Origin of the sequence: Pedobacter insulae, from assembly GCF_900113525.1 — a bacterium.
Classification (GTDB): Bacteria; Bacteroidota; Bacteroidia; order Sphingobacteriales; family Sphingobacteriaceae; genus Pedobacter; species Pedobacter insulae.
Map to the genome: position 1 here is coordinate 32,370 of NZ_FOPP01000015.1, position 23,043 is coordinate 55,412.

Genomic DNA, 23,043 nt, shown 5'->3' on the forward strand with positions numbered 1-23,043 from the left:
CGATTTAGTTTAAATTCAATTTAAAATCGTCTGCATCATTAAGAAAAGGAAATTGTCGACGTATTTTTTCTAATTCAGGATAATTAATGCTAAATGTGTATAAATCTTCGTCTTCTGGTTTGTAATAAACCGTATTGCCATGGGGGTCGATGCACATAGAATGACCACTGTGATAAACCTGATTGCCATCATGTCCTACACGGTTAACGGCAATAACATAGCTTTGGTTTTCGATGGCTCGTGCATGTATCAATGTTCGCCAATGAGCCGATCTTTTATCTGGCCAGCTTGCTACGAGTAGTAAAATATCATATGCGGGCGTTTTGTTACGCAACCATACAGGAAACCGAAGGTCATAGCAAATAGCTAATCTAATTTTCCAGCCTTTTAATTCCACAATCAACTGCTCATTGCCTACGGTATAATGTTTATCTTCATCGCCCATTTTAAACAAGTGATGTTTATCGTAAAATTGATATTCCCCGCTCGGTAACATCCAAATCATCCTGTTAAAATATTTACCCTTGTCTTTGATAATTAGGCTTCCGGTAATTACACAGTTGTACTGAACAGCCGTTTTTTTCAACCACTGCATAGTTTTACCATCCATTTCTTCAGCGAGCTCCTCGGCTTTCATGGTGAAGCCTGTATTAAACATTTCAGGTAAAACAATGAGGTCGGTTTTCTCTCTTACGCCACCCGAAAGCCTGAGTGTAATATTTTGAAGATTTTTATCCACATTCTCCCAGAATAAATAAGCTTGGAAGACTGTAATCTTTAGGTTTTGTATATCCAAATATTTGGGGCTTTCCATTTTTTCTAATTTAAAGGATCAAAAATTAACCAATTTATATTTTCATTAATCTTTCAACGGCTTTCTCCAGTGTTTCTTGTTTTTTTGCAAAACAAAATCTAATGATCTTCTCTTCGTTATTCTTCGTGTAAAATGCCGATATAGGAATACCAGCAACCCCATAATCAATAACTAATCTTTTTGCAAAATCTGCATCAGCTTCATTGCTTATATGGGAATAGCTTACGCTTTGAAAATAAGAACCTTTACAAGGTAGTAATTTAAAATTTGTTTGCGATATCATAGACCTAAACAAATCCCTTTTTTGCTGAAAAAAAGAACCTACTTCCTGGTAGATATCTTCATTCTTTAAGTAATTTGCAATACCAGTTTGCATAGGCGTATTTACGCTGAATACGTTAAATTGATGAACCTTCCTAAACTCAAGCATTAATTTGGCAGGAGCTAAACAGTAGCCTACTTTCCAGCCAGTTGCGTGTAGTAATTTTCCGAAGGAAGCAATGATAAAGCTTCGTTCCCGTAATTCCGGGTAAAGCGCAATACTCAAATGTTTAGCTTCATCAAAAATGATATGTTCATAAACTTCGTCACTTAAAATAAGGATATCAGTATTTTTGGTTAATTTAATCAACGCCTCAATATCCTGCTGCTGCAAAATGCTACCGGTAGGATTATGTGGACTGTTAATGATGATCATCTTTGTATTGCTTGTGAAAAGCTTTTTGACCATTTCCCAATCTATCTCATAATCAGGGCCATGTAATTCAAAAGGTTTAACCAAGCCACCAAATAGCTTTACCACAGGCGCATAACAATCGTACGCAGGTTCAAAAATAATAACCTCATCACCTGCATTGATTGTGGCAGCCAAGGCTGTGAATATTGCTTGAGTTCCACCGGCTGTGATGGTAATTTCCGTTTCTGTATCATAATCGGCCTGATAAAGAAGCTTGATTTTTTCAGACACCAGTTCTCTTAGGGCGGCTAAACCATGCATGGGCGCATATTGATTATGTCCATTTTTCATAGCTTCTGTTACATATTCTGTCAGTTTTGGCGACACATCGTAATCAGGAAATCCCTGGGATAGATTAATAGCTTTATATTCTTGCGCTAGTTTAGACATTACTGTAAAAATAGTAGTGCCAACCGTGGGTAGTTTAGAATTTAAGATAATCATAAAGCACGAAAATAGTAATAATATGGTAAAGAAGGTAATCAGTGGAAAGTCTCCGATCATTGTGACTTTAATTCTTTATTTAGGTAATTTTCTTTTCTGTTAAATATTTGATATTTTAGCTACATGACTTTTAAAACGAAAGAAAGTAGACTGCTCCTCATCTTAGGTGCTTTTTTTGTTGCCAACGCCATTTTATCTGAATTTATAGGGGTGAAAATCTTTACGGTAGAAGGTACCTTGGGAATCAGAAAGTTCGATGTGAATTTGTTTGGAGTGCCAAATCTTTCTTTTAATATGTCGGCTGGCGTGCTAACTTGGCCGATAATATTTATCATGACAGATATAATTAACGAGTACTTTGGCGTAAGACAGGTTCGTTTTCTATCTATTTTAACATGTATATTAATTGGATTTGCCTTTCTGGTTGTGGGTTTGGCAATGAAACTTCAGCCTGCTGATTTTTGGGTAATACAAAGCGTTCAAGGACAAAATATTAGCATGCCGATAGCGTTCGATGCAATTTTTGGTCAAGGCATGTGGATTATTGTCGGATCTATCATCGCCTTCTTAATCGGTCAAATGGTCGATGTGTTAATTTTTCATAGAATTAAAAAGTTTACGGGAGAAAAGGGCTTATGGTTAAGGGCAACCGGTTCAACTGTTATATCTCAATTTGTAGATAGTTTTGTTGTTATTTTTATCGCTTTTTATCTTAATCCAGCTTATAATTGGAGCTGGGAGATGGTGGCAGCAATCGGTATTGTTGGTTATACTTATAAATTTGTCATTGCCATCTTAATGACACCCATTTTATATTTAGTTCATTCGATAATCGATAGTTACCTAGGAAGAGATTTGGCTCAAAGAATGATAAAAATGGCCAGTCGAGGTTAAAATAAAAATTCTAACACAAATAGTTCGTTTGACTGTTATGCCTAATAGCGGATAAGTTATGACGATATTGTTAGCAGTTAAAATATTTCAAGATTTAGAAAAATTGTTGATTGGCGATCAGGAATGGGTGTTTATTCCCGAGATTATGTTCCGTACGCTAATTATGTACCTGATTGTACTGTTTAGCTTGAGGATTTTAGGGAAGAGAGGAGTGAAGCAACTCTCAGTCTTCGAATTGGTGGTGATCATAGGCTTAGGTTCCGCGGCAGGCGATCCAATGTTTTATAAAGAAGTCGGACTAATTTCAGCCATCTCGGTGTTTATCATTGTCATAATTGCCTACAAGATTACCGCTTTTTTGGTCAACAAAAGCAGTAAAGTCGAAGAGCTGCTAGAAGGGAGCTGCACCTGTTTAATTGAAAACGGTAAATTCTCAATAGAGAACTTCAAAAAGGAATCATTAGCACGAGACGAGTTCTTCTCCGAGCTCCGCTTAAATAGTGTTTCTCATCTCGGACAAATTCATTTGGCAATTATCGAAACATCTGGTAGCATTAGTTTGTTCTATTACCCGAAAGAGGAAGTAAAATATGGGTTACCTATTTTACCGGAGTTATTTAAGCAACAATTTACTGAGATTAAGAGAAAAGATCATTTTTCATGTGCCTTTTGTGGTTACACACAGCTTATTCCTGCTGTTGCAGAACATACATGTAAGATATGTGAACGGACTAAATGGGTAAAGGCAATGAATATACCCAGAATAACTTAAATATAATGAGAAACAATAACTTATAATTAACATTAACTGACATTCAGATAGCAAAAAGACCATTATTTTGTGTATCTTTGTGCAAATTTTTAAACATTAATGAAGATATTTATTACAGGCCTTCCTTTAGAAGTAGGGGAAGATGAATTAACAGCCGTATTTGGTGATTTCGGTCAAGTAAAATCCCTAAGAATTATTAAAGATCGTGAAACCAATCAAAGCCGTGGCTTTGGGTTTGTAGAGATGCCAAATGATGATGAAGCTAAAGAAGCCATCAAAAGAATGAATGGCGGAGACTACAATGGCAATCGAATTAAAGTTGCTGAGGCGCAGGAAAAACCAAACACAGGTGGAAATGCTGGTGGCGGTTTTAAACGTAACAACAGCAGAGAGCGTAGCTATTAAGGCGGGCGATTTTAGAACAAATAATATTTCTTAAAGGCAATTTAGTGTGGAACAAGATTGCTTATTTATAAAATATTGCGGATTTAGGTCCGCTTTTTTTTTGCTAGATTAGTGCAATGAAAGTTGACTATATTGCTTTATCTGTACCGGTATTTTTTATACTAATCGGAATAGAACTGGCTTATGCATTTTGGAAAAAGTTAAAATACTATCGCTTTAATGATTCAATCTCCAATTTAAGCCAGGGAATAGGGTCGCAGATTACAGGCCTGTTTATGAAAACAGCTCTGTTTTTTGGTTATAAATACATTTTTGAAAATTGGCGGCTGTTCGATTTACCCACAACGATATGGGTATGGATAATACTGTTTATTGGCGTAGATTTTTTCTATTATTGGTTTCATAGAATGAGCCACCAGGTAAATGCCTTATGGGCGGCACATATTGTGCACCATCAATCCGAAGAGTATAATTTAACAGTTGCCTTGCGACAATCATGGTTTCAAAGCTGGTTTGCATGGGTGTTCTATTTACCTTTAGCCCTTATTGGCTTCGATCCAATTATGTTTGTTACATTAAGTGCCTTTAACACCTTGTATCAGTTCTGGATCCATACCCGGACCATTAAAAGTATGGGTTTTTTAGAGTACATCTTGAATACACCTTCTCATCACCGCGTGCATCATGGTTCTAATCCAAAATATATAGATAAAAACCATGCAGGTTCCTTAATTATCTGGGATAAACTGTTTGGTACTTTTCAAAAGGAAGAGGAAGAAGTTTATTATGGCATTACAACCCCATTGGCAAGTTGGAATCCAGTATGGGCAAATTTTCACTATTGGGTAGAACTTTGGCATACTGCAAGAAAATCCACCCGGCTGATTGATAAAATAAGTGTATTTATTAAGCCGCCAGGATGGTATCCAGAGAGCCTTGGAGGCTTCAAAAGTGCACCTGATATTGATGTAGCCAATTATAGAAAATATGATGACAACTATCATTCTCACATAATACTATATGTGTTATTCCAATTTCTTGTGGCTTTGGCGAGTGGTTCGGCTTTATTATTTTTAAATGCTAAAATGAACTTAAGTGATTTAACCCATGCATCGATCTTTACCATATTTACCTTACTTACCTGTGGCGCATTACTTGAGCAGAAAAAATGGTTAAGATCTTTCGAACTTATTCGTTTAATTGGCAGCATTGTATTTGTTTTTTTATTTAGAGAGAGAATTAATAATGATTTATTAGTAATTGGTTTTATGTTTATTCAACTGATCTCTGTATTTTGGTTCTATTATTTACAAAACGCTCTATATGCTCAAAAACCACCTCGGGTTTAACTTTTACTTTGCCCTATTATTTATTGTCCAATTATTTACAGAGTCCGATACTTTAACAGATTTATTCTTATTTCCTCAGATACATTACTTTACAAAACCGCTCATAGCATTTTCTTTATTTGCTTTGTTAGTTTACCATACAAATTTAAAAGGTCGGTTTTCGAAGCGTATTGCCGCTGGTTTACTTTTTGGCTTAGCTGGAGATATTTTCCTAATGTTTGAAGATTGCTTTATGTATGGTCTTTTGTCTTTTTTACTTGGCCATATCATGTATATTTCAGCATTTTTTCTAGATTATAAAATAAACACCAGTATCAATAAAGACCATGCAAAAAATGCTGTCTTGGGTTTTGGATTTTTTATAATTCTGTTTTGTGGTGGATTGTGGCCTTATTTAGGGGAAATGAAAATTCCGGTGATCATTTATGCTATAGCCATATCGGCAATGGGTATAATGGCGTTCAAAAGATTTGGAAGGGTAAATTCCTTGAGCTACAAACTTATAGCTGTTGGAGCAATATTATTTGTGCTTTCTGATGCATTTTTAGCTATCAACAGATTTGCTTACAGTTTTAAGCTGTCTGGTTGGATAATCATGGCTACCTATATGGCGGCTCAATATTTGATTACCTTTGGAACAATGGAACGAAGGATAAAAAATAAGATAGAGGAAACCTAGTTTTCTATTTAATCATAACACCTGGTTTATTGAGCAAGGGGATTTTAATCATATTTCCTTCCACAATACTTTCAGGTAGAAAAATGAATTTCTTATCAAAAATTTCCTTTCCTATATAATAACTCAGCCAATATTCATTTGTTAAGCCAAACACCTGTGTGTCAATAGCTTCAACGCCTGCAAAAGAACTTGCAGCCAAATCGCCTATAAAATGTCGCAATAAAGAAGTTTTAACCTGTGCTCCATCTTTTTCGCCATAACCTTTAGAGGTGATCATCACATTGCTAATGGGGATAGTCTTCAAATTAACAACGTAAACACTCCAGTTTTTAACTTCTGGAGTTTCACTCATTAAGACAATAGCAATAGCTACATCTTCTACTACGTTATTTGGTAAATCCGCTTTCAATAATCCTAAGTAATTACTTTTTCTTTGCTATGACTTTTTTCTTGGCGGGTGCTTTTTTCTTTTTAGGTTCGAAAGCATTAGGCACTTGAGCCACAATTAACTTTTTAACGTCTTCCAGCGACATGGAAGTTAGTTCTTCGGCAGTAAATTTTTGCTTAGTTTTTGCATTAGTGCCTAACTTTAACATTTCCTTTCCAAAACGGATAAATGGACCCCATCTTCCATTTTCTATGGCTATTTTTTCATCAGCCCACTGTTGGATAAACCGATTGTTTTCTTTCTCAATTTTCTTCTCAATTAACTCGTTGATATCTTTGTGTGTTAACTGCTCGAAGTTAAAGGCTTTTGGAACATTGATAAACAGGTTATTCCATTTAATAAAAGGACCAAAACGACCCGTTCCCTTGGTAACTGGTAAACCATCATAAGAGGCTACAGGAGCGTCTGCGCTAACCTTCTCACTAATGATCTCGATCGCACGTTGAATATCTACCGTGAGGGGATCTTCATTTTTTGGAATAGAGATAAACGCATCTCCCCATTTTACATAAGGGCCAAAACGGCCAACACCAACAGAAACTTCCTTGCCCTCATAATCTTCTAACTGGAATGGAAGTTTAAATTGATCTAAGGCCTCCTCAAGAGTTACTGTTGCAACAGATTGAGTTTTAGATAAACTAGCATAACGAGGTTTTTCAGCTGTTTCGTCTTCGCTTATCTCTCCAATCTGAACTAGCGGCCCATAACGTCCCACTTTTGCATACACGTTTTTGCCGGTTGTTGGATCTACACCCAATAAACGTTCTCCATTTGCTCTGTCTGCATTTTCAAGGGTATTTTCAACTTCACCATGAAAAGGTGTATAAAACGAATGTAGCATTTTTGTCCACTCTTTTAATCCCTGGGCTATTTCATCAAATTGTTTTTCAACATTAGCTGTGAAATTGAAATCAACAATACCTTTAAAATGTTCAACTAAAAAGTCGTTTACAACCTCACCAATATCCGTAGGGAATAGCTTTGCCTTCTCAGCGCCTGTAATTTCAGATTTGGTTACTTTATCGATATTTCCATTCGTTAATACCATATACACAAAATCCCGTTTTCTTCCATCTCTATCTTCCTTAACCACATAACCACGATTTTGAACCGTAGAGATAGTGGGTGCATAAGTAGAAGGTCGGCCAATGCCCAGTTCCTCTAATTTTTTCACTAAACTAGCCTCGGTATATCTGGCAGGAGGACGGGAAAAGCGCTCTGTTGCAGCCAATTCCTTTATATACAATGCCTGTCCCTTGGTGAGTGGCGGCAGTAAATTATTGTTTTCATTGTCGTCGTCTTCCTCATCTGTTGATTCCAGATATACCTTTAAAAAGCCGTCAAATTTAAGTACTTCTCCCTCTGCAATTAATTCTTCATTTCGGGTACTGATATTTATTCCTACAGTCGTTTTTTCGAATACTGCTTCGCTCATTTGTGAAGCAATAGCACGTTTCCAGATCAAATCATAAAGACGCTTTTCTGAATTGTCGCCGTCTACGCTGTGCTGACTAAAATAAGTAGGTCTAATCGCCTCGTGAGCTTCTTGAGCGCCTGCAGACTTGGTTTTATAAACTCTCGGTTGGTGATATTGATCTCCCCATGCAGATTTAATCTCAGCAGCAGCAGCACTAACTGCAGTTTCCGATAAATTTACAGAATCGGTACGCATATAGGTTATCTTACCACTTTCATATAAACGCTGGGCAATTTGCATGGTTCTTGCTACTGAAAACCCCAGTTTTCGAGAAGCTTCTTGTTGCAAGGTAGAAGTGGTGAACGGAGCAGCAGGATTCCGCTTTGCGGGTTTAACCTCTAAACTGCTAACTGCAAAATTTGCATTGATACAATCTTGTAAGAATTGCTCCGCATCAATTGCCTTTTCAAATCGCTGAGGCAATTCCGCTCTTACAATTTCTCTTGCTTTATCAGTTGTAAATTGAGCCGTGACTTTAAATGCAGCAGTAGCATTAAATCTATTAACCTCTCGTTCACGGTCTACAATTAACCTAACAGCTACCGATTGAACCCGGCCTGCTGATAGTGATGGTTTAATTTTCTTCCACAGTACCGGCGATAATTCAAAACCTACTAAACGATCTAAAACCCTGCGAGCTTGTTGGGCATACACCAAATTGTAATCTATTGTTCGGGGGGCTTCAATAGCTTTTAGAATAGCTGGCTTAGTTATTTCATGGAAAACAATCCTTTTCGTATTATGTTCCTTCAGACCTAATGTTTCATATAAATGCCATGATATAGCTTCTCCTTCGCGGTCTTCATCGGATGCTAACCATACCATTTCAGCTTCCTTAGCAAGTTTCTTAAGTTCTGCTACGACCTGCTTTTTATCTGCAGGTACTTCATAAGTTTGGCTAAAGTTATTAGATGTGTCAATTCCCATGTCACCCTTCACCAAGTCGCGAATGTGACCATAACTAGATTTAACCAAAAAATCTTTTCCTAAATACCCTTCTATGGTTTTAGCTTTTGCTGGTGATTCGACAATTAGTAAATTTTTAGCCATTCAGAACGTTTTTCTGCAAATAAAACTATAAATAACGCTAAAATCAAAATAGATATGGTAATTATTTTTTAAAAAAGCTGGCTTTATTCAGCGTAATTAGCTCAAATACATAACTTAAACACTCAATATGACCTGTTTAAGATATTTTTAAAAAATATCAATTTCTTTACGATATAATTATTTTAGGCAACCATTTTGTAAGTAACTTCGTATATTGAAAAACAACTAATTCAAAAGACATGATCAACAACCTATTATTAATACTTAGCTTATGGATTACTCCGAATCCTCCTAAGTCTGTTTACGATTTCACAATTAAAACAATTGATGGCAAAGAAGTAAAGCTTTCGAAATTTAAAGGCAAGAAGATACTAATTGTAAATACGGCTTCAAAATGCGGTTACACCCCGCAATATGAGGACTTGGAAAAATTACACAAACAATATGGAAAGGACGTAGTGCTGATTGGTTTTCCTGCTGGGAATTTCGGTGGACAGGAACTTGCTACGAACACAGAAATTCAGGATTTCTGTAAGAAAAATTTTGGAGTAACCTTCCTTTTAAGCGAAAAAGTTAGTGTTAAAGGGCAGGATATCAATCCCTTATTTGCTTATTTAACAAATGAGGAGAATCCAGATTTTAAAGGAGATATAAAATGGAATTTTGAGAAATTTTTAATCAACGAGAAAGGTGAATTGGTACATCGCTATCGATCGGCAACTAAGCCCCTTTCCAGTGAAATTGTGAAGAATTTATAAGCATGCTTATTGTTATTAAGAGTCTCAATGCGTTTGTATTGAGACTTTTTTATGATTTCTGTTTATGAATTTTTCGCCCTATCTTATCCTTGCAACTACGCTCGCTATCGCTTTATATTTCATTTTCAAGAAAAAGAAATTGGTTAAGCGTCCTCTAAGCAAGCTAGAGCTACAACTATTAGGCACGCAGGTTGATTTCTACATCCGGCTGGATGCTGATAAAAGAAAGCTTTTTGAAGAAAAAGTGATAGCATTTCTCGGTGCAGTTAAAATTGAAGGCATTGGACTGGAAATTACCGCCTTAGATAAATTGCTCATTGCCTCAAGCGCCGTTATCCCTATTTTCGGTTTTGATAGCTGGGAGTACAAAAATTTAACCAGCGTATTATTATATCCCAACACTTTTAATAAGGATTTTCAGTTTGAAGGCGGTAAAAGAAATATAATGGGTATGGTGGGCACAGGATATATGAACGGACAAATGATCTTATCCCAAGCTGCTTTGAGGCATGGATTTTCAAAAAGTGCAGGAAAAGAAAATACCGGTATTCATGAATTTGTTCACCTATTGGATTTATCTGACGGCGCCACAGATGGTATTCCCGAGAATTTATTGACCCATGAATATATAATTCCGTGGGTAAAGATGATGCATAAAGAGATGGAAATGATTGCAAAAGATAAATCTGATATTAATCCCTACGCAATTACCAATGAAGCAGAGTTTTTTGCAGTTGTTTCTGAATATTTTTTCGAACAACCAGGGATATTAAAAGATAAACATCCCGATCTATATGAGCGTTTGAGTGAGATCTTTGCTCAAGAACGATAAGTAGCGCTTAGGTATTTTCAGACCCCGCTTCAGTAGCTTCACTAATTAAATTAGTTTAATGAAAATTAGAATACTAATAATATTAGTATTATATTTGTTTTTATAATGGAGCTTGTCGACAAACATATCATTCATATGGATCAGGATGCATTTTTTGTATCCGTTGAAATTCTAAAAGATTCTTCGTTAGCGGGTAAACCCGTAATTATTGGAGGGATGTCTGATCGGGGAGTGGTAGCATCATGTAGCTATGAAGCACGTAAATTTGGAATTCACTCCGCCATGCCAAGTAGAATGGCCCGGCAGCTTTGTCCGCATGCTGTTTTTGTAAAGGGTAGTATGGAAGATTACAGCAAGAAATCTAACGAAATCACACAGCTACTCCAAGAGAAGGTACCGGTTATTGAAAAGGCGAGCATCGACGAACATTATATTGATATGACCGGGATGGATAAGTTTTTTGGCTGCATGAAATTCGCTCAAGAACTACGAAAGTCCGTTTTAAACGAGATTGGATTACCGATTTCATTTGGTTTGTCGATCAATAAAACGGTGTCTAAAATGGTTACGAATGAGTGTAAGCCTAATGGAGAGAAGGAGGTGGCTAAATTGAATGTCCAGCCTTTTCTAAATCCATTATCTATTAAAAAAATACCCGGATTAGGGAATGCCACATTTATTAAGCTAAGTGAAATGGGTGTTAGAAAAATCCATACTTTAACTCAAATTCCACATGATTTAATGTTTAAGATACTAGGTCAAAATGGTTTAAGTCTTTGGCAGAAAGCGAATGGGATAGACAATTCGCCGGTCATTCCTTACCGCGAACAAAAGTCTATTGGCAAACAAACCACATTCGATAGCGATAGCATGGATATTTCGGGCATGAAAATTATTTTGACCGACATGATTACAAAACTTGCTTTTGAACTTCGCCAGAAACAAAGGCTTACTGCTTGCATTACAGTAACTATTAGATATGCCAATTTTGAAACCGTGACACAGCAAGCAAAAATTCCATATACCTCCCTCGATACCGTTTTAATTCTAAAGGCAAAAGAACTCTTTGATAAATTGTATTCAAAGAGGATGCTTTTACGGTTAGTGGGTGTAAAGCTTTCTCATTTGGTTTGTGGATATGAGCAAGTTGGCTTATATGGACCGTCTGAGAAGATTTATAACCTTTATCAAAGTATGGATAAAATGCGTTCAAGATATGGCGTTGATGCGATTAAACTAGCCACCGTTCTACCGTCAAAACTACGTCACTAGCAAATCATGTTTCTCAATATTCACTCCCAATACAGCTTGCGTTATGGCACTATGGATATCAAAACTTTGATAGCAGAGGCAAGGGAGAAGGGTATTCACGAAATGGTGTTGACAGATATCAATAATTCCACAGGATGTATGGAGTTTATTCGGCTTTGCAGGAAGGAAGGCATGGATGAGCAAGACGATGCAGGGAACATCATCAAGCCTGCGTATTACCTTAAGCCAATTATCGGAATAGAGTTTAGGAGAAATAACCAGCTCTTGTACATCGGCATTGCAAAAAATAAAGAGGGCATGAGAGCGTTAAATGAGTTTTTGACCTTTCATAATCTTAATCAAATGTCTTTGCCTGATGAGGCACCTCCATTTGTCGATGCCTTTATAGTTTATCCCTATTCCAAAAGAACAGGTTTAAAAGACAATGAATACCTGGGAATTAGGCCTAATGAGGTTAACAAGATCACTGGTTTATCTTTGATGGGGATGGAAGATAAGTTGGTGATCCTTCAACCAATAACAGTTAAGAATAGAGTTGAGCATAGGTTACATAAATATCTAAGAGCTATTGGTTTAAGTACGGTTTTAGGAAAGCTGGAGCCAGGTGATTATTGCGAGCCCGATGAGGTTTTCGTTACTGAGCGCAATATTCAGGAGCGGTTTGAACGATACAATTTTATGATCGCAAATACGAAAAGGCTTTTAAGTTGCTGCTGTATGGATGATTATACATTTGGCCATAAGAATAAAAAGACCTTCACTGGCAGTACACATGACGACTTATCGCTTTTAACCAAATTAGCAATGGAGGGGAGTACTTATCGTTATGGGATAAATAATAAGGAAGCCATTGTAAGAATAAAAAAAGAACTTAAAGTAATTGCCGAACTCAATTTCTGCGCCTACTTTTTGATTACCTGGGATATCGTAAATTATGCCATGAGCAAAGGTTATTATCATGTTGGCAGGGGCTCTGGCGCCAATAGCATCGTCGCATACTGTCTCAAAATAACGGATGTAGACCCGATTGACTTAGACTTGTATTTTGAACGTTTTTTAAATCACAAGCGAAGCTCTCCTCCAGATTTTGATCTCGATTTTAGTTGGGACGAGCGAGAAGATGTCCAGGACTATATATTTAAACGTTATCAAGGAGCAAATACTGCGCTTTTAGGTACAATGAGTACATTTAAAGACAATGCCATTATTAGAGAAATTGGCAAGGTAATGGGATTGCCAAAAAGTGAGATTGATAGCTTTACAGATCCTACTAAAAATCAATTGCATGCGAATAATGATGTTTTTAATAAACTACTGCAGATTAATAGTAGGATGAAAGGAATGCCTAATCAGCGTTCCATCCACGCCGGTGGAATATTGATAAGTGAAGAGCCCTTAAGCTATTATACCGCATTGGATTTACCTCCAAAAGGAATGCCTACTGTACAATGGGATATGTATGAAGCAGAATTAATTGGTTTGGATAAATTTGATATTCTTAGTCAGCGAGGAATTGGACATATTAAAGAGGCCGTGCAACTCGTGTTGAAAAACAAGAAAGAGAAAGTAGATATCCATGATTTTAAGTCATTTAAGACCGACCCTAAACTCAATTCTCAATTAAGGGCAGGTACGCCAATTGGATGCTTTTATATTGAATCACCTGCGATGCGTCAGCTACTTAAGAAATTGCTTTGTGAAGATTACCTAACCCTTGTTGCGGCGAGTTCTATCATCAGGCCTGGAGTAGCCAGTTCAGGGATGATGAAAATGTATATCCAGAGTTATCATAGCCCGGATAAGGTGCAATATCTTCACCCAGTTATGAAGGAACAGCTAGCAGAAACTTTTGGTGTAATGGTGTATCAGGAAGATGTGATTAAGATTTGTCACCATTATGCGGGGCTTGACATGGCAGATGCCGATATTTTACGTAGGGGTATGAGCGGTAAATATCGAGCTAAGATTGAGTTCGATAAACTCGTAGCTCGATTCTTTGATAAAGCCAAAGAGAAAGGCAGAGATGAAAAGATTACCAAGGAAGTGTGGCGACAAGTATCCAGTTTCGCAGGTTATAGCTTTTCAAAAGCGCATTCGGCTAGTTTTGCAGTAGAAAGCTATCAGAGCTTATATCTAAAAACGTATTACCCGATGGAATTTATGGTTGCTGTTTTGAATAACTATGGGGGATTCTATCAACGTTGGGTGTACGTGCATGCTTTGCAGCAAACTGGAGCGAAGGTGCACTTGCCTTGTGTAAATCGCAGCGATAGTGTGGTAAATATTAAAAAAACGGAAGTCTATTTGGGTCTGATCGGTATTCAGGGTTTGGAAAATAGCCTAATTGAAATCATTCCAAATGAACGCAAAGAAAATGGTAACTATCGCGATTTGGAAGATTTAATTAGGCGCACCCAACTTGCTTTAGAACAAGCTGTTATTCTTATTCGCGTAGGCGCATTAAGGTTCACTGGAAAGGATAAAAAGGAATTGCTTTGGGAGATTCATAATTACTTGGGTAATAAGACAAAAGTAGTGAGCGACAAAATGTTATTCCATTTTCCTCCTAAAGAGTATGTACTTCCAGATTTGGAAAACAACATGATTGAGGATGCTTACCAAGAATTGGAATTACTAGGGTTTCCCATTACTTTAACGATGTTCGATCTGCTTAAAACAAGTTACCGGGGCGATGTATTTGCTAAGGATTTAGAACAATATCAAGGCAAAGTTGTAAAGATGCTTGGGAATTTTGTTTGTGATAAAACTGTAAATACGGTAAAAAATACCAAGATGTGGTTTGGAACGTTTATCGATAGTCAGGGCAATTTTTTTGACACCACACACTTTCCAACTTCAAGTCCCGCTTACCCGTTTAGAGGCAAGGGCTGTTATTTAATTTTAGGTACAGTTGTGCTAGATTTTGGGGTACCTAGCATTGAGGTGATGAAGTTTGCCAAATTACCGATTATAGATAATCCTGTGTTAATAACAAAATAAAAAAGGAGGAATGGTAATAAAGATATCGCTAAGGGTCGAATCCATTTCCTATTCACTATTACGGATTTCTTAAGGGTAAAACTTTTCCACATAAAGGTGCATATTGACCGTTATTTTATTAAATTCGCAAGGTTATAGTAAACCAATTGTAAATTCGTTTTTTAACGAACAAATTATTTATGGCAGAAGATTTAGAAAATCAAGAGAACGACAAAATTATTTCAATAAACATAGATGAGCAGATGAAATCTGCTTATATCGACTATTCGATGTCGGTTATTGTAAGTAGAGCTTTACCCGATGTTAGAGACGGTTTAAAACCAGTTCATCGCCGTGTGTTGTACGGTATGTTAGATTTAGGTTTAGGTGCCGGAAAACCCTATAAAAAGTCTGCCCGTATTGTGGGAGAGGTGCTGGGAAAGTACCACCCGCACGGAGATTCTTCTGTGTATATGACTATGGTACGTATGGCGCAAGAATGGAGCTTACGTTATTTAATGGTTGAGGGGCAAGGTAACTACGGCTCTATTGACGGTGATTCACCAGCAGCAATGCGTTATACTGAGGCTCGTTTTCAGAAAATAGCCGAAGATATGTTGGCTGATATCAACAAAGACACGGTAGATTTCCAATTAAACTTTGATGACTCATTGCAAGAGCCAACTGTATTGCCAGCTAAAGTACCTAACCTCCTAATTAATGGATCATCGGGTATTGCCGTAGGTATGGCAACCAATATGGCGCCACATAACATCACAGAGGTTATTAATGCAACTGTTGCTTATATTGAAAATAACGAGATTACTATTCCTGAATTAATGAAATATGTGAAGGGTCCTGATTTTCCAACAGGAGCTATTATATATGGTTATGCAGGGGTTCAGGATGCTTTTGAGACTGGTAGAGGGCGTATTGTGATGCGTGCGAAAGCTGAAATTGAGACTGCTAAGGATCGTGAGGTCATTATTGTAACGGAAATCCCTTACCAAGTTAATAAAGCCCAAATGATTGAACGAACGGCTGAATTGGTTGGTGAGAAGAAATTGGAAGGTATTTCGAATATCAAAGACGAATCAAACAAGGATGGAATCCGCATTGTTTATGAAATTAAACGAGATGCGAATGCCAGTATTGTTCTGAATAATCTATTTAAGCAAACGGCATTGCAAACGTCCTTCAGTGTTAATAACATTGCTTTGGTACATGGTCGCCCGGAAATGTTAAACTTAAAGGACTTAATTCGTCATTTTGTTGATCATAGGCATGATGTAATAGTCCGCAGAACTAAATTTGAACTTGCTGAAGCTGAAAAGAGAGCGCATATCTTAGAAGGTTTATTAATTGCCTTAGATCATATTGAAGAAGTAATCAAGCTAATTCGCGCTTCAAATACACCTGAAGAAGCAAGAATTGGCTTAATGGAATCATTTGGGTTAAGTGATATCCAGGCTCGGGCTATCTTGGATATGACACTACGCAGGTTAACAGGTTTAGAACGTGATAAGATTAAAGATGAGTATGCCGAACTCATGAAAACCATTGAATATTTAAAATCTATTTTAGCAGATGAATCTTTGCGTATGCAAATTATCAAGGACGAACTAGCAGAAATGATTGATAAATATGGTGATGAACGTAGAACGACCATTGTCCATTCAGCAGAAGATATGAGCATGGAAGATTTTATCGAAGATGAAGAGGTTGTGATTACTATTTCGCATGAAGGTTATATCAAACGTACTCCTGCTTCAGAATATCGTACACAGGGAAGGGGTGGAAAAGGCTCGAAAGGAAGTGATTCTAGAAATGAGGACTTTATTGAACATTTGCTAATCGCTTCCAATCATAATTATATGTTATTCTTTACGGAAGCGGGACGTTGCTTCTGGTTAAGGGTTTATGAAATTCCTGAAGGCAGTAGATTAAGTAAAGGAAGAGCTTTACAAAATATCATCAATATACCAAAAGAGGAGAAAGTAAAAGCTTATATTAAGGTGAAAAATCTTAAAGATCAAGATTACTTAGAGAACAACTTCATCATCATGTGTACTAAAAAAGGTACCATTAAAAAGACATCGTTAGAGGCATATTCCCGTCCGCGTGTGAATGGTATTAATGCAATTAATATCAATGATGGCGATCAACTGTTGGAAGCAAGCTTAACAACCGGAAGCAGTGAAATTGTGATGGCCTTACGTTCTGGCAGGGCGATTCGTTTCAATGAAAGTACAGTTCGACCTATGGGCAGAACTGCAACAGGCGTTAGAGGTGTTACTTTAGCCCATGATAAAGACGAGGTTGTAGGTATGATTGCAATTGATGATCCATCAGCGACTGTATTGGTTGTATCTGAAAAAGGTTATGGCAAACGTACTGATATTGATGATTATCGCGTTACAAATAGAGGTGGAAAAGGTGTTAAGACGATTAATGTAACCGACAAAACTGGCGCGTTAGTTGCTATAAAAAATGTAACGGATGCAGATGATTTGATGATTATCAATAAATCGGGTATTGTAATTAGGATTGTGGTTAGTGAATTAAGGGTAATGGGTAGAGCAACCCAAGGTGTTCGTTTAATTACTTTGAAAGGCAATGATGAGATTGCTTCAGTTGCAAAAATTGAACATGAAGATGAGGAAATAGAAGAGGCAACAGAAGGAGAGGTTCCTGAGGCATCTGAGGAAGATACCAATACCGATACTGAGCAAAAAAAAGAAGATATATAAATTAATTTAGAACAAAAGAATTGTAAAACAGATGAAAAAGATATTTTTTAGCATGTTATTTGTAGGAATCTCATCCTACGCTAATGCACAGAAGGCTGAACTAGCTGAGGCAAAGAAAATATGGGGAATATTTGAATTAACGATGTCAGTAGATCCTGCTAAAAAGGAGGGAGCAAAAGCTCCGGCGGCTGATGCTAAAGCTGGAACTTTCGTTGATAGACAAATTGCAAAGTTAAATGAGGGACTTTCTCATATTGATAAAGCAACTGCTCATGACAAGACAAAGGATTTACCTGAAACATGGGTGTATAAAGCATTATTTCATTCTACCCTTGCAGCAGTTGATACTCTTAATATTGAAAATTCGATAAAAAATCAAAAGGCTGCCGAGGAAGCAATTGCTAAAACTAAATCTCTTGACACAAAGAATGATCAAAAAGACTTTGTTGCGCAGGCTGAATCCAATATCCAAGTTGCATTATCTGCAAGAGGAATTATGGCATACAATAAAAAAGATTATGCAACAGCATTAGATTATTTTAGTCAAATCGCTGCTAAAAACCCAACTGATCCTTCTTGGTTTTTAAATGCTGGAGTAGCAGCTAATCTTCTTGGAAAGTATCCTGAAGCGATTCAGAATTTCAAGAAAGTGATCAGCTTAAATAGTCCAGACGCAAAGAACCTTTATAGTCAAATCATTAATATCACGATAGAAAAACTTAAAGATACTACTACAGCTATAGCCTTATTAGATGAAGCAATTGCTAAATTCCCTGATGATTCAGATTTAATTGGTACACAAACTGATCTTTATATTGCTACTGGAGATGTGGTTAAATCTCAAGCCTCGTTAACTAAATTGATCGCTAAAGACTCAAGTAAGCCAGTTTATCAATACTTAATGGGTGAAACGTATTATAAACAAGCTCTTCAGATGCAAGAGCAACGAAATAAGATTGATTCGAAAAAAGTCAAAGAATTCGATGCAATTACCGCCAAAATGGTTGCTTTAATTGATCAGGCTTTACCTTATTATAAAAAGTCAATCGAACTTGATCCGAAATTCGTTCCAGCTTTGGAAACTTTAAAACAAATTTATGGGTTTAAAAATGATACAGAGAATTTTAATGATGTAAAGAAAAAATTAGACGCACTTCCGCAGAACTAATAATTATTACTTCATGTATTAGCGTGAAAGAAAGAACACTTTGACAATCCACCGAGATTATCAAAGTGTTTTTCTTTTTATTATTTTCCCCTTATACTTTAATAGAAATAATGAACCGATTTTTGTCCACACTCATTCTTTTTTTCATATTTGCTGCACATGTTAATGCGCAAAAAACTCAGGTTGTATTAGCCCAAAATAGCGTTGGTAAACTTCAGGAAAGTATTTCAAAGAAAGAAGACACTAAGAAACAGCTGAGTATTATAGGAGAGGGTGTTAAAGCAATAGATGCTGCGCTTAAGGATAAAAAAACAAAAAATTGGCCAGAGACATGGGCAATTAAATCTTATTTAAGCTCGTACGTTGCAGTTATTGATGAAAACGAGGGAAACAGTAATAAATACTTAGATTTTGCCATTAGATCTTTAGATACTGCGAAAATTTTGGATAAATTTCAGGCTAATTCAGAGTTAATTAACGCCGCTACCTATAATATCAACGTTAAGAAGCTAACAGAGGGAAATAAAGCATTTAATCAAAGTGATTTTTTAGCTGCCTTTAGTATCTTAAAAGACGTAAGTGATTATTTTCCAAAAGATACAACGTTAGCTGTAAACGTTGCACTTTGCGCCCAAAAAATTCAGGCATATGATGAAGCTTTAACTTATTTTTTGCGAGCTAAAGAGAATGGGGTTAAAGATGCCGTAGTTCATCAAACCATTGCAAGTTTGTATGCATCGAGGTTTGAACAAGAACTTGCTATCAAATCATTAGAAGATGGTTTGAAACTCAATCCTTATCATTTGTTTTTAACGAATGATTATATTAACATATTGTTAGATAACGAAAAATACGATAAGGCAAATAAAGCTATTGAAAATTTACTGGGCACAGAAAGTCGCAATAGTAAATTACTTTATTTTTTATTTGGGTATCTACAACAGTCTAAAGTAAAGAACTACAGTATTGCAGAGGAATCATATAAACGAGCGTTAACATTAGATCAAAACTATTTCGACGCATTATATCAGTTAGCCTTAGTTTATATAAACAATGCCAATGATGCAATAAAACAAAAAAATAAACAAAAATACACCAGTTTTATTAATAGAGCAGAATTCACGTTACTGCGTGCGCATGAAATTAATATCAACGATCTTAATACCATTCAACTTTTAACCGAAATCTACACAAGAAAAAGTAGACTAGACAAAGTGCAAGAGCTAAAAAGAAAACTTAACGAATTTTAAAGCCAAATTAGAGAGAGGAGTATTCTAATGGTATAAACTTAACATAATATTAATTATGTGCCGTTGTAACATTTAAGTATTCTTATTAATATAGCCAAAATTAATTTAGCTTTGCAGCGCTTAAAACTTTAATCAATTATGTCGAACCAAAAGAAATCTGGTGTACTTTTTATTCTTGTTACTATTTTGATAGACTGCATTGGTTTCGGAATAATAATTCCAATTATGCCGGATTTGATTAAAGAGTTAACTGGCGGTGATATAAGTGAAGCCTCCAGATATGGTGGCTTACTATTGGTTGCTTATTCAATCATGCAATTTGTGTCTTCTCCAATTCTGGGTTCTTTAAGCGATAAGTTTGGCCGGCGCCCAATCTTGTTAATTTCTTTATTTGGATTAGGTGTCGATTATCTTTTTCTTGCCTTTGCGCCCACAATAATTTGGCTTTTTGTTGGAAGAATTTTCGCAGGGATCTGTGGAGCGAGTATTACAACAGCCTCAGCGTATATAGCCGACGTGAGCGAGCCAGACAAACGCGCCCAGAATTTCGGGTTGATAGGTGCTGCATTTGGTCTAGGTTTTATAGTTGGACCTGTAATTGGAGGTATATTTGCCCAATATGGCATACATGTACCTTTTATGATTGCTGCTGGATTATCTCTTGTAAATTGGTTATACGGTTACTTTATTCTCCCTGAATCTTTAAAACAGGAGAACAGACGTAGTTTTGATTGGAGACGAGCAAATCCCGTTGGTGCGCTTAAGCAAATTAGAAAGTATCCAGCGTTATTGGGTTTGCTGGGCTCTTTATTAATTCTTTATCTTGCTGCCCAGGCTACACAGTCTATTTGGTCCTATTATACGATAGAAAAATTTAACTGGAATGCAGCCTGGGTGGGCTATTCATTAGGTTTTGTTGGAGTTACCGTTGCCATTGTCCAAGGTGGATTAATTCGGATTATTATACCAAAACTCGGAAATAAACGAGCAATTCAACTTGGTTTAGTTCTTTATATGATTGGTTTTGCAGCTTTTTCACTTGCCACAGAAGGTTGGATGATGTTTGCCTTTATGGTTCCATATGCATTGGCAGGAGTTACTGGTCCAGCTATACAGGGGATTATTTCCAAACAAATTCCTGCTAATGAACAAGGAGAAATACAGGGAATTATGACTGGATTAATGAGTTTAGCTAGTATTTTCGGACCATTACTGATGACCAACTTATTCTTTTATTTTACGGCAAAGGATGCTCCCATCCATTTTGCAGGAGCTCCTTTTATGATGGCTGCAGTGCTAACGTTTTTTGCGATCTTGATCTGCAATCGTTCATTAAGAAAATATCATTCTTAATTATAGTAATTCTGTCGCCAGATTAGCCAATTCACTCCTCTCCCCTTTCTTAAGTGTAATATGGGCATACAATGGATGATGCTTAGCATTTTCAATTAAATAAGATAAACCGTTGCTCTCTGAGTCCAGATATGGCGTATCTATCTGATAAATATCGCCTGTAAAAACAATTTTAGTATGTTCTCCTGCTCTTGAAATGATCGTTTTTATCTCGTGTGGAGTCAAATTCTGGGCCTCATCTACAATAAAAAATATTTTTGTAATTGTTCTTCCTCTAATAAATGCTAATGGTGCAATGGCTATTTTTTCAGTTCTAATTAGTTCATCAATCTTGAATAACATTTTTTCATCATGCGCAAACTGCTCTTTGATGAACTTCAGATTATCCCAAATTGGCGCCATGTATGGATCTACTTTTGCCTTTACATCTCCTGGTAAAAAGCCAATATCTTTATTGCTCAATGGAACTATCGGACGGGTAATATAAATCTGTCTAAAATATTTGCGTTGTTCCAGCGCACTTGCAAGTGCAAGTAATGTTTTTCCCGTGCCTGCATTTCCCTGTATGGTAACTAGTTTAATTGCAGGATTAAGCAAGGCATCGATCGCAAATGCTTGTTCTGCATTTTTGGGCTTGATATTAAATACTGATTCTTGATTTACTTTTCTAAGCCTTTTATTAGTGATATCAAAAAAGGCTATTTCACTTTTGTTCTTTTGTTTAAATTTATAAAAATGGTTCCGATCTGTATATGTTAAAGTCAGTTCATTAGAATCTACTGAAAGTTCCTTTCTTAACCTATCAATAAGCTCACTGTTGCATATTAAATTTGTATTTCCGGTATATAATTCGTCTACATTTTTAATTTTTCCAGTTTCGTAATCTTCTGCCTGAAGATTTAGTGATTTGGCTTTTAAACGCAAGCAAATATCTTTAGAAACCAATATAACCTTGCTTTTAGGATTTTCCTCTTTTAAAACCAGTGCAGAATTCAAAATTCGATGATCAAACTTTCCTTTTCCAAAAAGCTCCTCAGCATTGAGGCCCTTTGGATCTTCACTCAATATAAGCTTAATCTTTCCTAAACTCTTTTTATGTATTGAAAACCAATCATTGATCGATTTGTCTTTTGCAGCGATATCAATCAACCTTATGAAACTTCGTGCTTCAAAATTTCGGGTATCATTACCACTTTTAAAATTGTCAAGTTCCTCTAAAACTAATACCGGAATGGCAACATAATGTTCCTGAAAACTATGAATGGCCTCATGATCGTACAGAACAACTGAAGTATCTAAAACGAATATTTTACTTGGAAAATCTTTTTTTACCATGATAAGATAAAATTACCATTTACGAACTAAAGATTATAGTTTAATTGAGAATAAAAAAAGCCATAAAACAAAAACGGAGAGCCGCCTCTTTCGATTTGGTTCTCCGTTTAACCTTTGTTTAACCGTAGTTAAAATAAGGCATCAATACTATTTACCTGACCCGTTCGTCATGTAGTATTCTTTCGATTGCTACATTCGTTTACTTATCATTACTATTTTGCTTTACTCCGTAAAATTCCACAATTAGTAATCATGTTTAATTGAGTGAACAAATAAAA

Annotated in this window: 18 protein-coding genes; 13 read left to right on the plus strand and 5 right to left on the minus strand. The window is 36.3% G+C overall.

The features are described 5' to 3' along the window. Positions 1-4: 4 nt before the first annotated feature. A complete protein-coding gene (locus BM207_RS18535) occupies positions 5-814 on the minus strand; it encodes a nitrilase family protein (protein WP_177217174.1) in 810 nt (269 codons plus the stop codon). A 34-nt stretch (positions 815-848) separates the two neighbouring features. Then, on the minus strand, positions 849-1,994 hold the full coding sequence (locus tag BM207_RS18540) for a methionine aminotransferase (protein ID WP_090998089.1): 1,146 nt from the start codon (positions 1,992-1,994) through the stop codon (positions 849-851). A 123-nt stretch (positions 1,995-2,117) separates the two neighbouring features. Between BM207_RS18540 and BM207_RS18545 the strand changes: the two genes are divergently transcribed. The 5 genes from BM207_RS18545 (at position 2,118) to BM207_RS18565 (ending at position 6,093) form a co-directional block, all read left to right on the plus strand. After that, positions 2,118-2,888, plus strand: coding sequence for a queuosine precursor transporter (locus BM207_RS18545; protein WP_090998091.1), 771 nt, complete (start codon positions 2,118-2,120; stop codon positions 2,886-2,888). Between the two features lie 58 nt (positions 2,889-2,946). Then, positions 2,947-3,660, plus strand: a complete 714-nt coding sequence (locus tag BM207_RS18550; RefSeq protein ID WP_090998093.1) for a DUF421 domain-containing protein — start codon at positions 2,947-2,949, stop codon at positions 3,658-3,660. Between the two features lie 99 nt (positions 3,661-3,759). Beyond that, a complete protein-coding gene (locus tag BM207_RS18555) occupies positions 3,760-4,065 on the plus strand; it encodes an RNA recognition motif domain-containing protein (RefSeq protein ID WP_055131597.1) in 306 nt (101 codons plus the stop codon). A gap of 116 nt (positions 4,066-4,181) precedes the next feature. Next, positions 4,182-5,414, plus strand: a complete 1,233-nt coding sequence (locus BM207_RS18560) for a sterol desaturase family protein (protein ID WP_090998095.1) — start codon at positions 4,182-4,184, stop codon at positions 5,412-5,414. Further along, a complete protein-coding gene (locus tag BM207_RS18565; protein WP_090998098.1) occupies positions 5,389-6,093 on the plus strand; it encodes a lysoplasmalogenase in 705 nt (234 codons plus the stop codon). The genes BM207_RS18560 and BM207_RS18565 overlap by 26 nt, the downstream gene beginning before the upstream one ends. A 4-nt stretch (positions 6,094-6,097) precedes the next feature. Here BM207_RS18565 and BM207_RS18570 read toward each other — a convergent pair whose 3' ends face one another. Continuing rightward, complete coding sequence (locus tag BM207_RS18570) at positions 6,098-6,502, minus strand: hypothetical protein (protein WP_090998099.1); 405 nt, start codon at positions 6,500-6,502, stop codon at positions 6,098-6,100. A 13-nt stretch (positions 6,503-6,515) separates the two neighbouring features. Further along, entirely contained in the window at positions 6,516-9,068 is a 2,553-nt protein-coding gene (gene topA / locus BM207_RS18575; RefSeq protein ID WP_090998101.1) for a type I DNA topoisomerase, read from the minus strand. Positions 9,069-9,307: 239 nt separating this feature from the next. Between topA and BM207_RS18580 the strand changes: the two genes are divergently transcribed. From BM207_RS18580 to BM207_RS18615, 8 genes are all read left to right on the plus strand, one after another. Further along, positions 9,308-9,826, plus strand: coding sequence for a glutathione peroxidase (locus BM207_RS18580; RefSeq protein ID WP_090998103.1), 519 nt, complete (start codon positions 9,308-9,310; stop codon positions 9,824-9,826). A 64-nt stretch (positions 9,827-9,890) separates the two neighbouring features. Next, complete coding sequence (locus BM207_RS18585) at positions 9,891-10,658, plus strand: M90 family metallopeptidase (protein WP_090998105.1); 768 nt, start codon at positions 9,891-9,893, stop codon at positions 10,656-10,658. A gap of 105 nt (positions 10,659-10,763) precedes the next feature. Beyond that, positions 10,764-11,930, plus strand: coding sequence for a DNA polymerase IV (gene dinB, locus BM207_RS18590; RefSeq protein ID WP_090998107.1), 1,167 nt, complete (start codon positions 10,764-10,766; stop codon positions 11,928-11,930). A 6-nt stretch (positions 11,931-11,936) separates the two neighbouring features. Continuing rightward, entirely contained in the window at positions 11,937-14,930 is a 2,994-nt protein-coding gene (gene dnaE / locus BM207_RS18595; RefSeq protein ID WP_090998110.1) for a DNA polymerase III subunit alpha, read from the plus strand. A gap of 179 nt (positions 14,931-15,109) precedes the next feature. Further along, positions 15,110-17,659, plus strand: a complete 2,550-nt coding sequence (gyrA, locus tag BM207_RS18600; protein WP_090998113.1) for a DNA gyrase subunit A — start codon at positions 15,110-15,112, stop codon at positions 17,657-17,659. 31 nt (positions 17,660-17,690) lie between these two features. Continuing rightward, positions 17,691-18,827, plus strand: a complete 1,137-nt coding sequence (locus BM207_RS18605; protein WP_090998116.1) for a tetratricopeptide repeat protein — start codon at positions 17,691-17,693, stop codon at positions 18,825-18,827. Positions 18,828-18,937: 110 nt separating this feature from the next. Further along, a complete protein-coding gene (locus BM207_RS18610; protein WP_090998119.1) occupies positions 18,938-20,077 on the plus strand; it encodes a tetratricopeptide repeat protein in 1,140 nt (379 codons plus the stop codon). Between the two features lie 138 nt (positions 20,078-20,215). Continuing rightward, the gene (locus BM207_RS18615; RefSeq protein WP_090998122.1) at positions 20,216-21,430 is read left to right on the plus strand and encodes a TCR/Tet family MFS transporter; all 1,215 of its coding nucleotides are present in this window, start codon (positions 20,216-20,218) and stop codon (positions 21,428-21,430) included. Here BM207_RS18615 and BM207_RS18620 read toward each other — a convergent pair whose 3' ends face one another. Further along, positions 21,431-22,765 (minus strand): PhoH family protein, encoded by a 1,335-nt coding sequence (locus tag BM207_RS18620; protein ID WP_090998124.1) that lies wholly within the window; start codon positions 22,763-22,765, stop codon positions 21,431-21,433. Positions 22,766-23,043 lie beyond the last annotated feature (278 nt).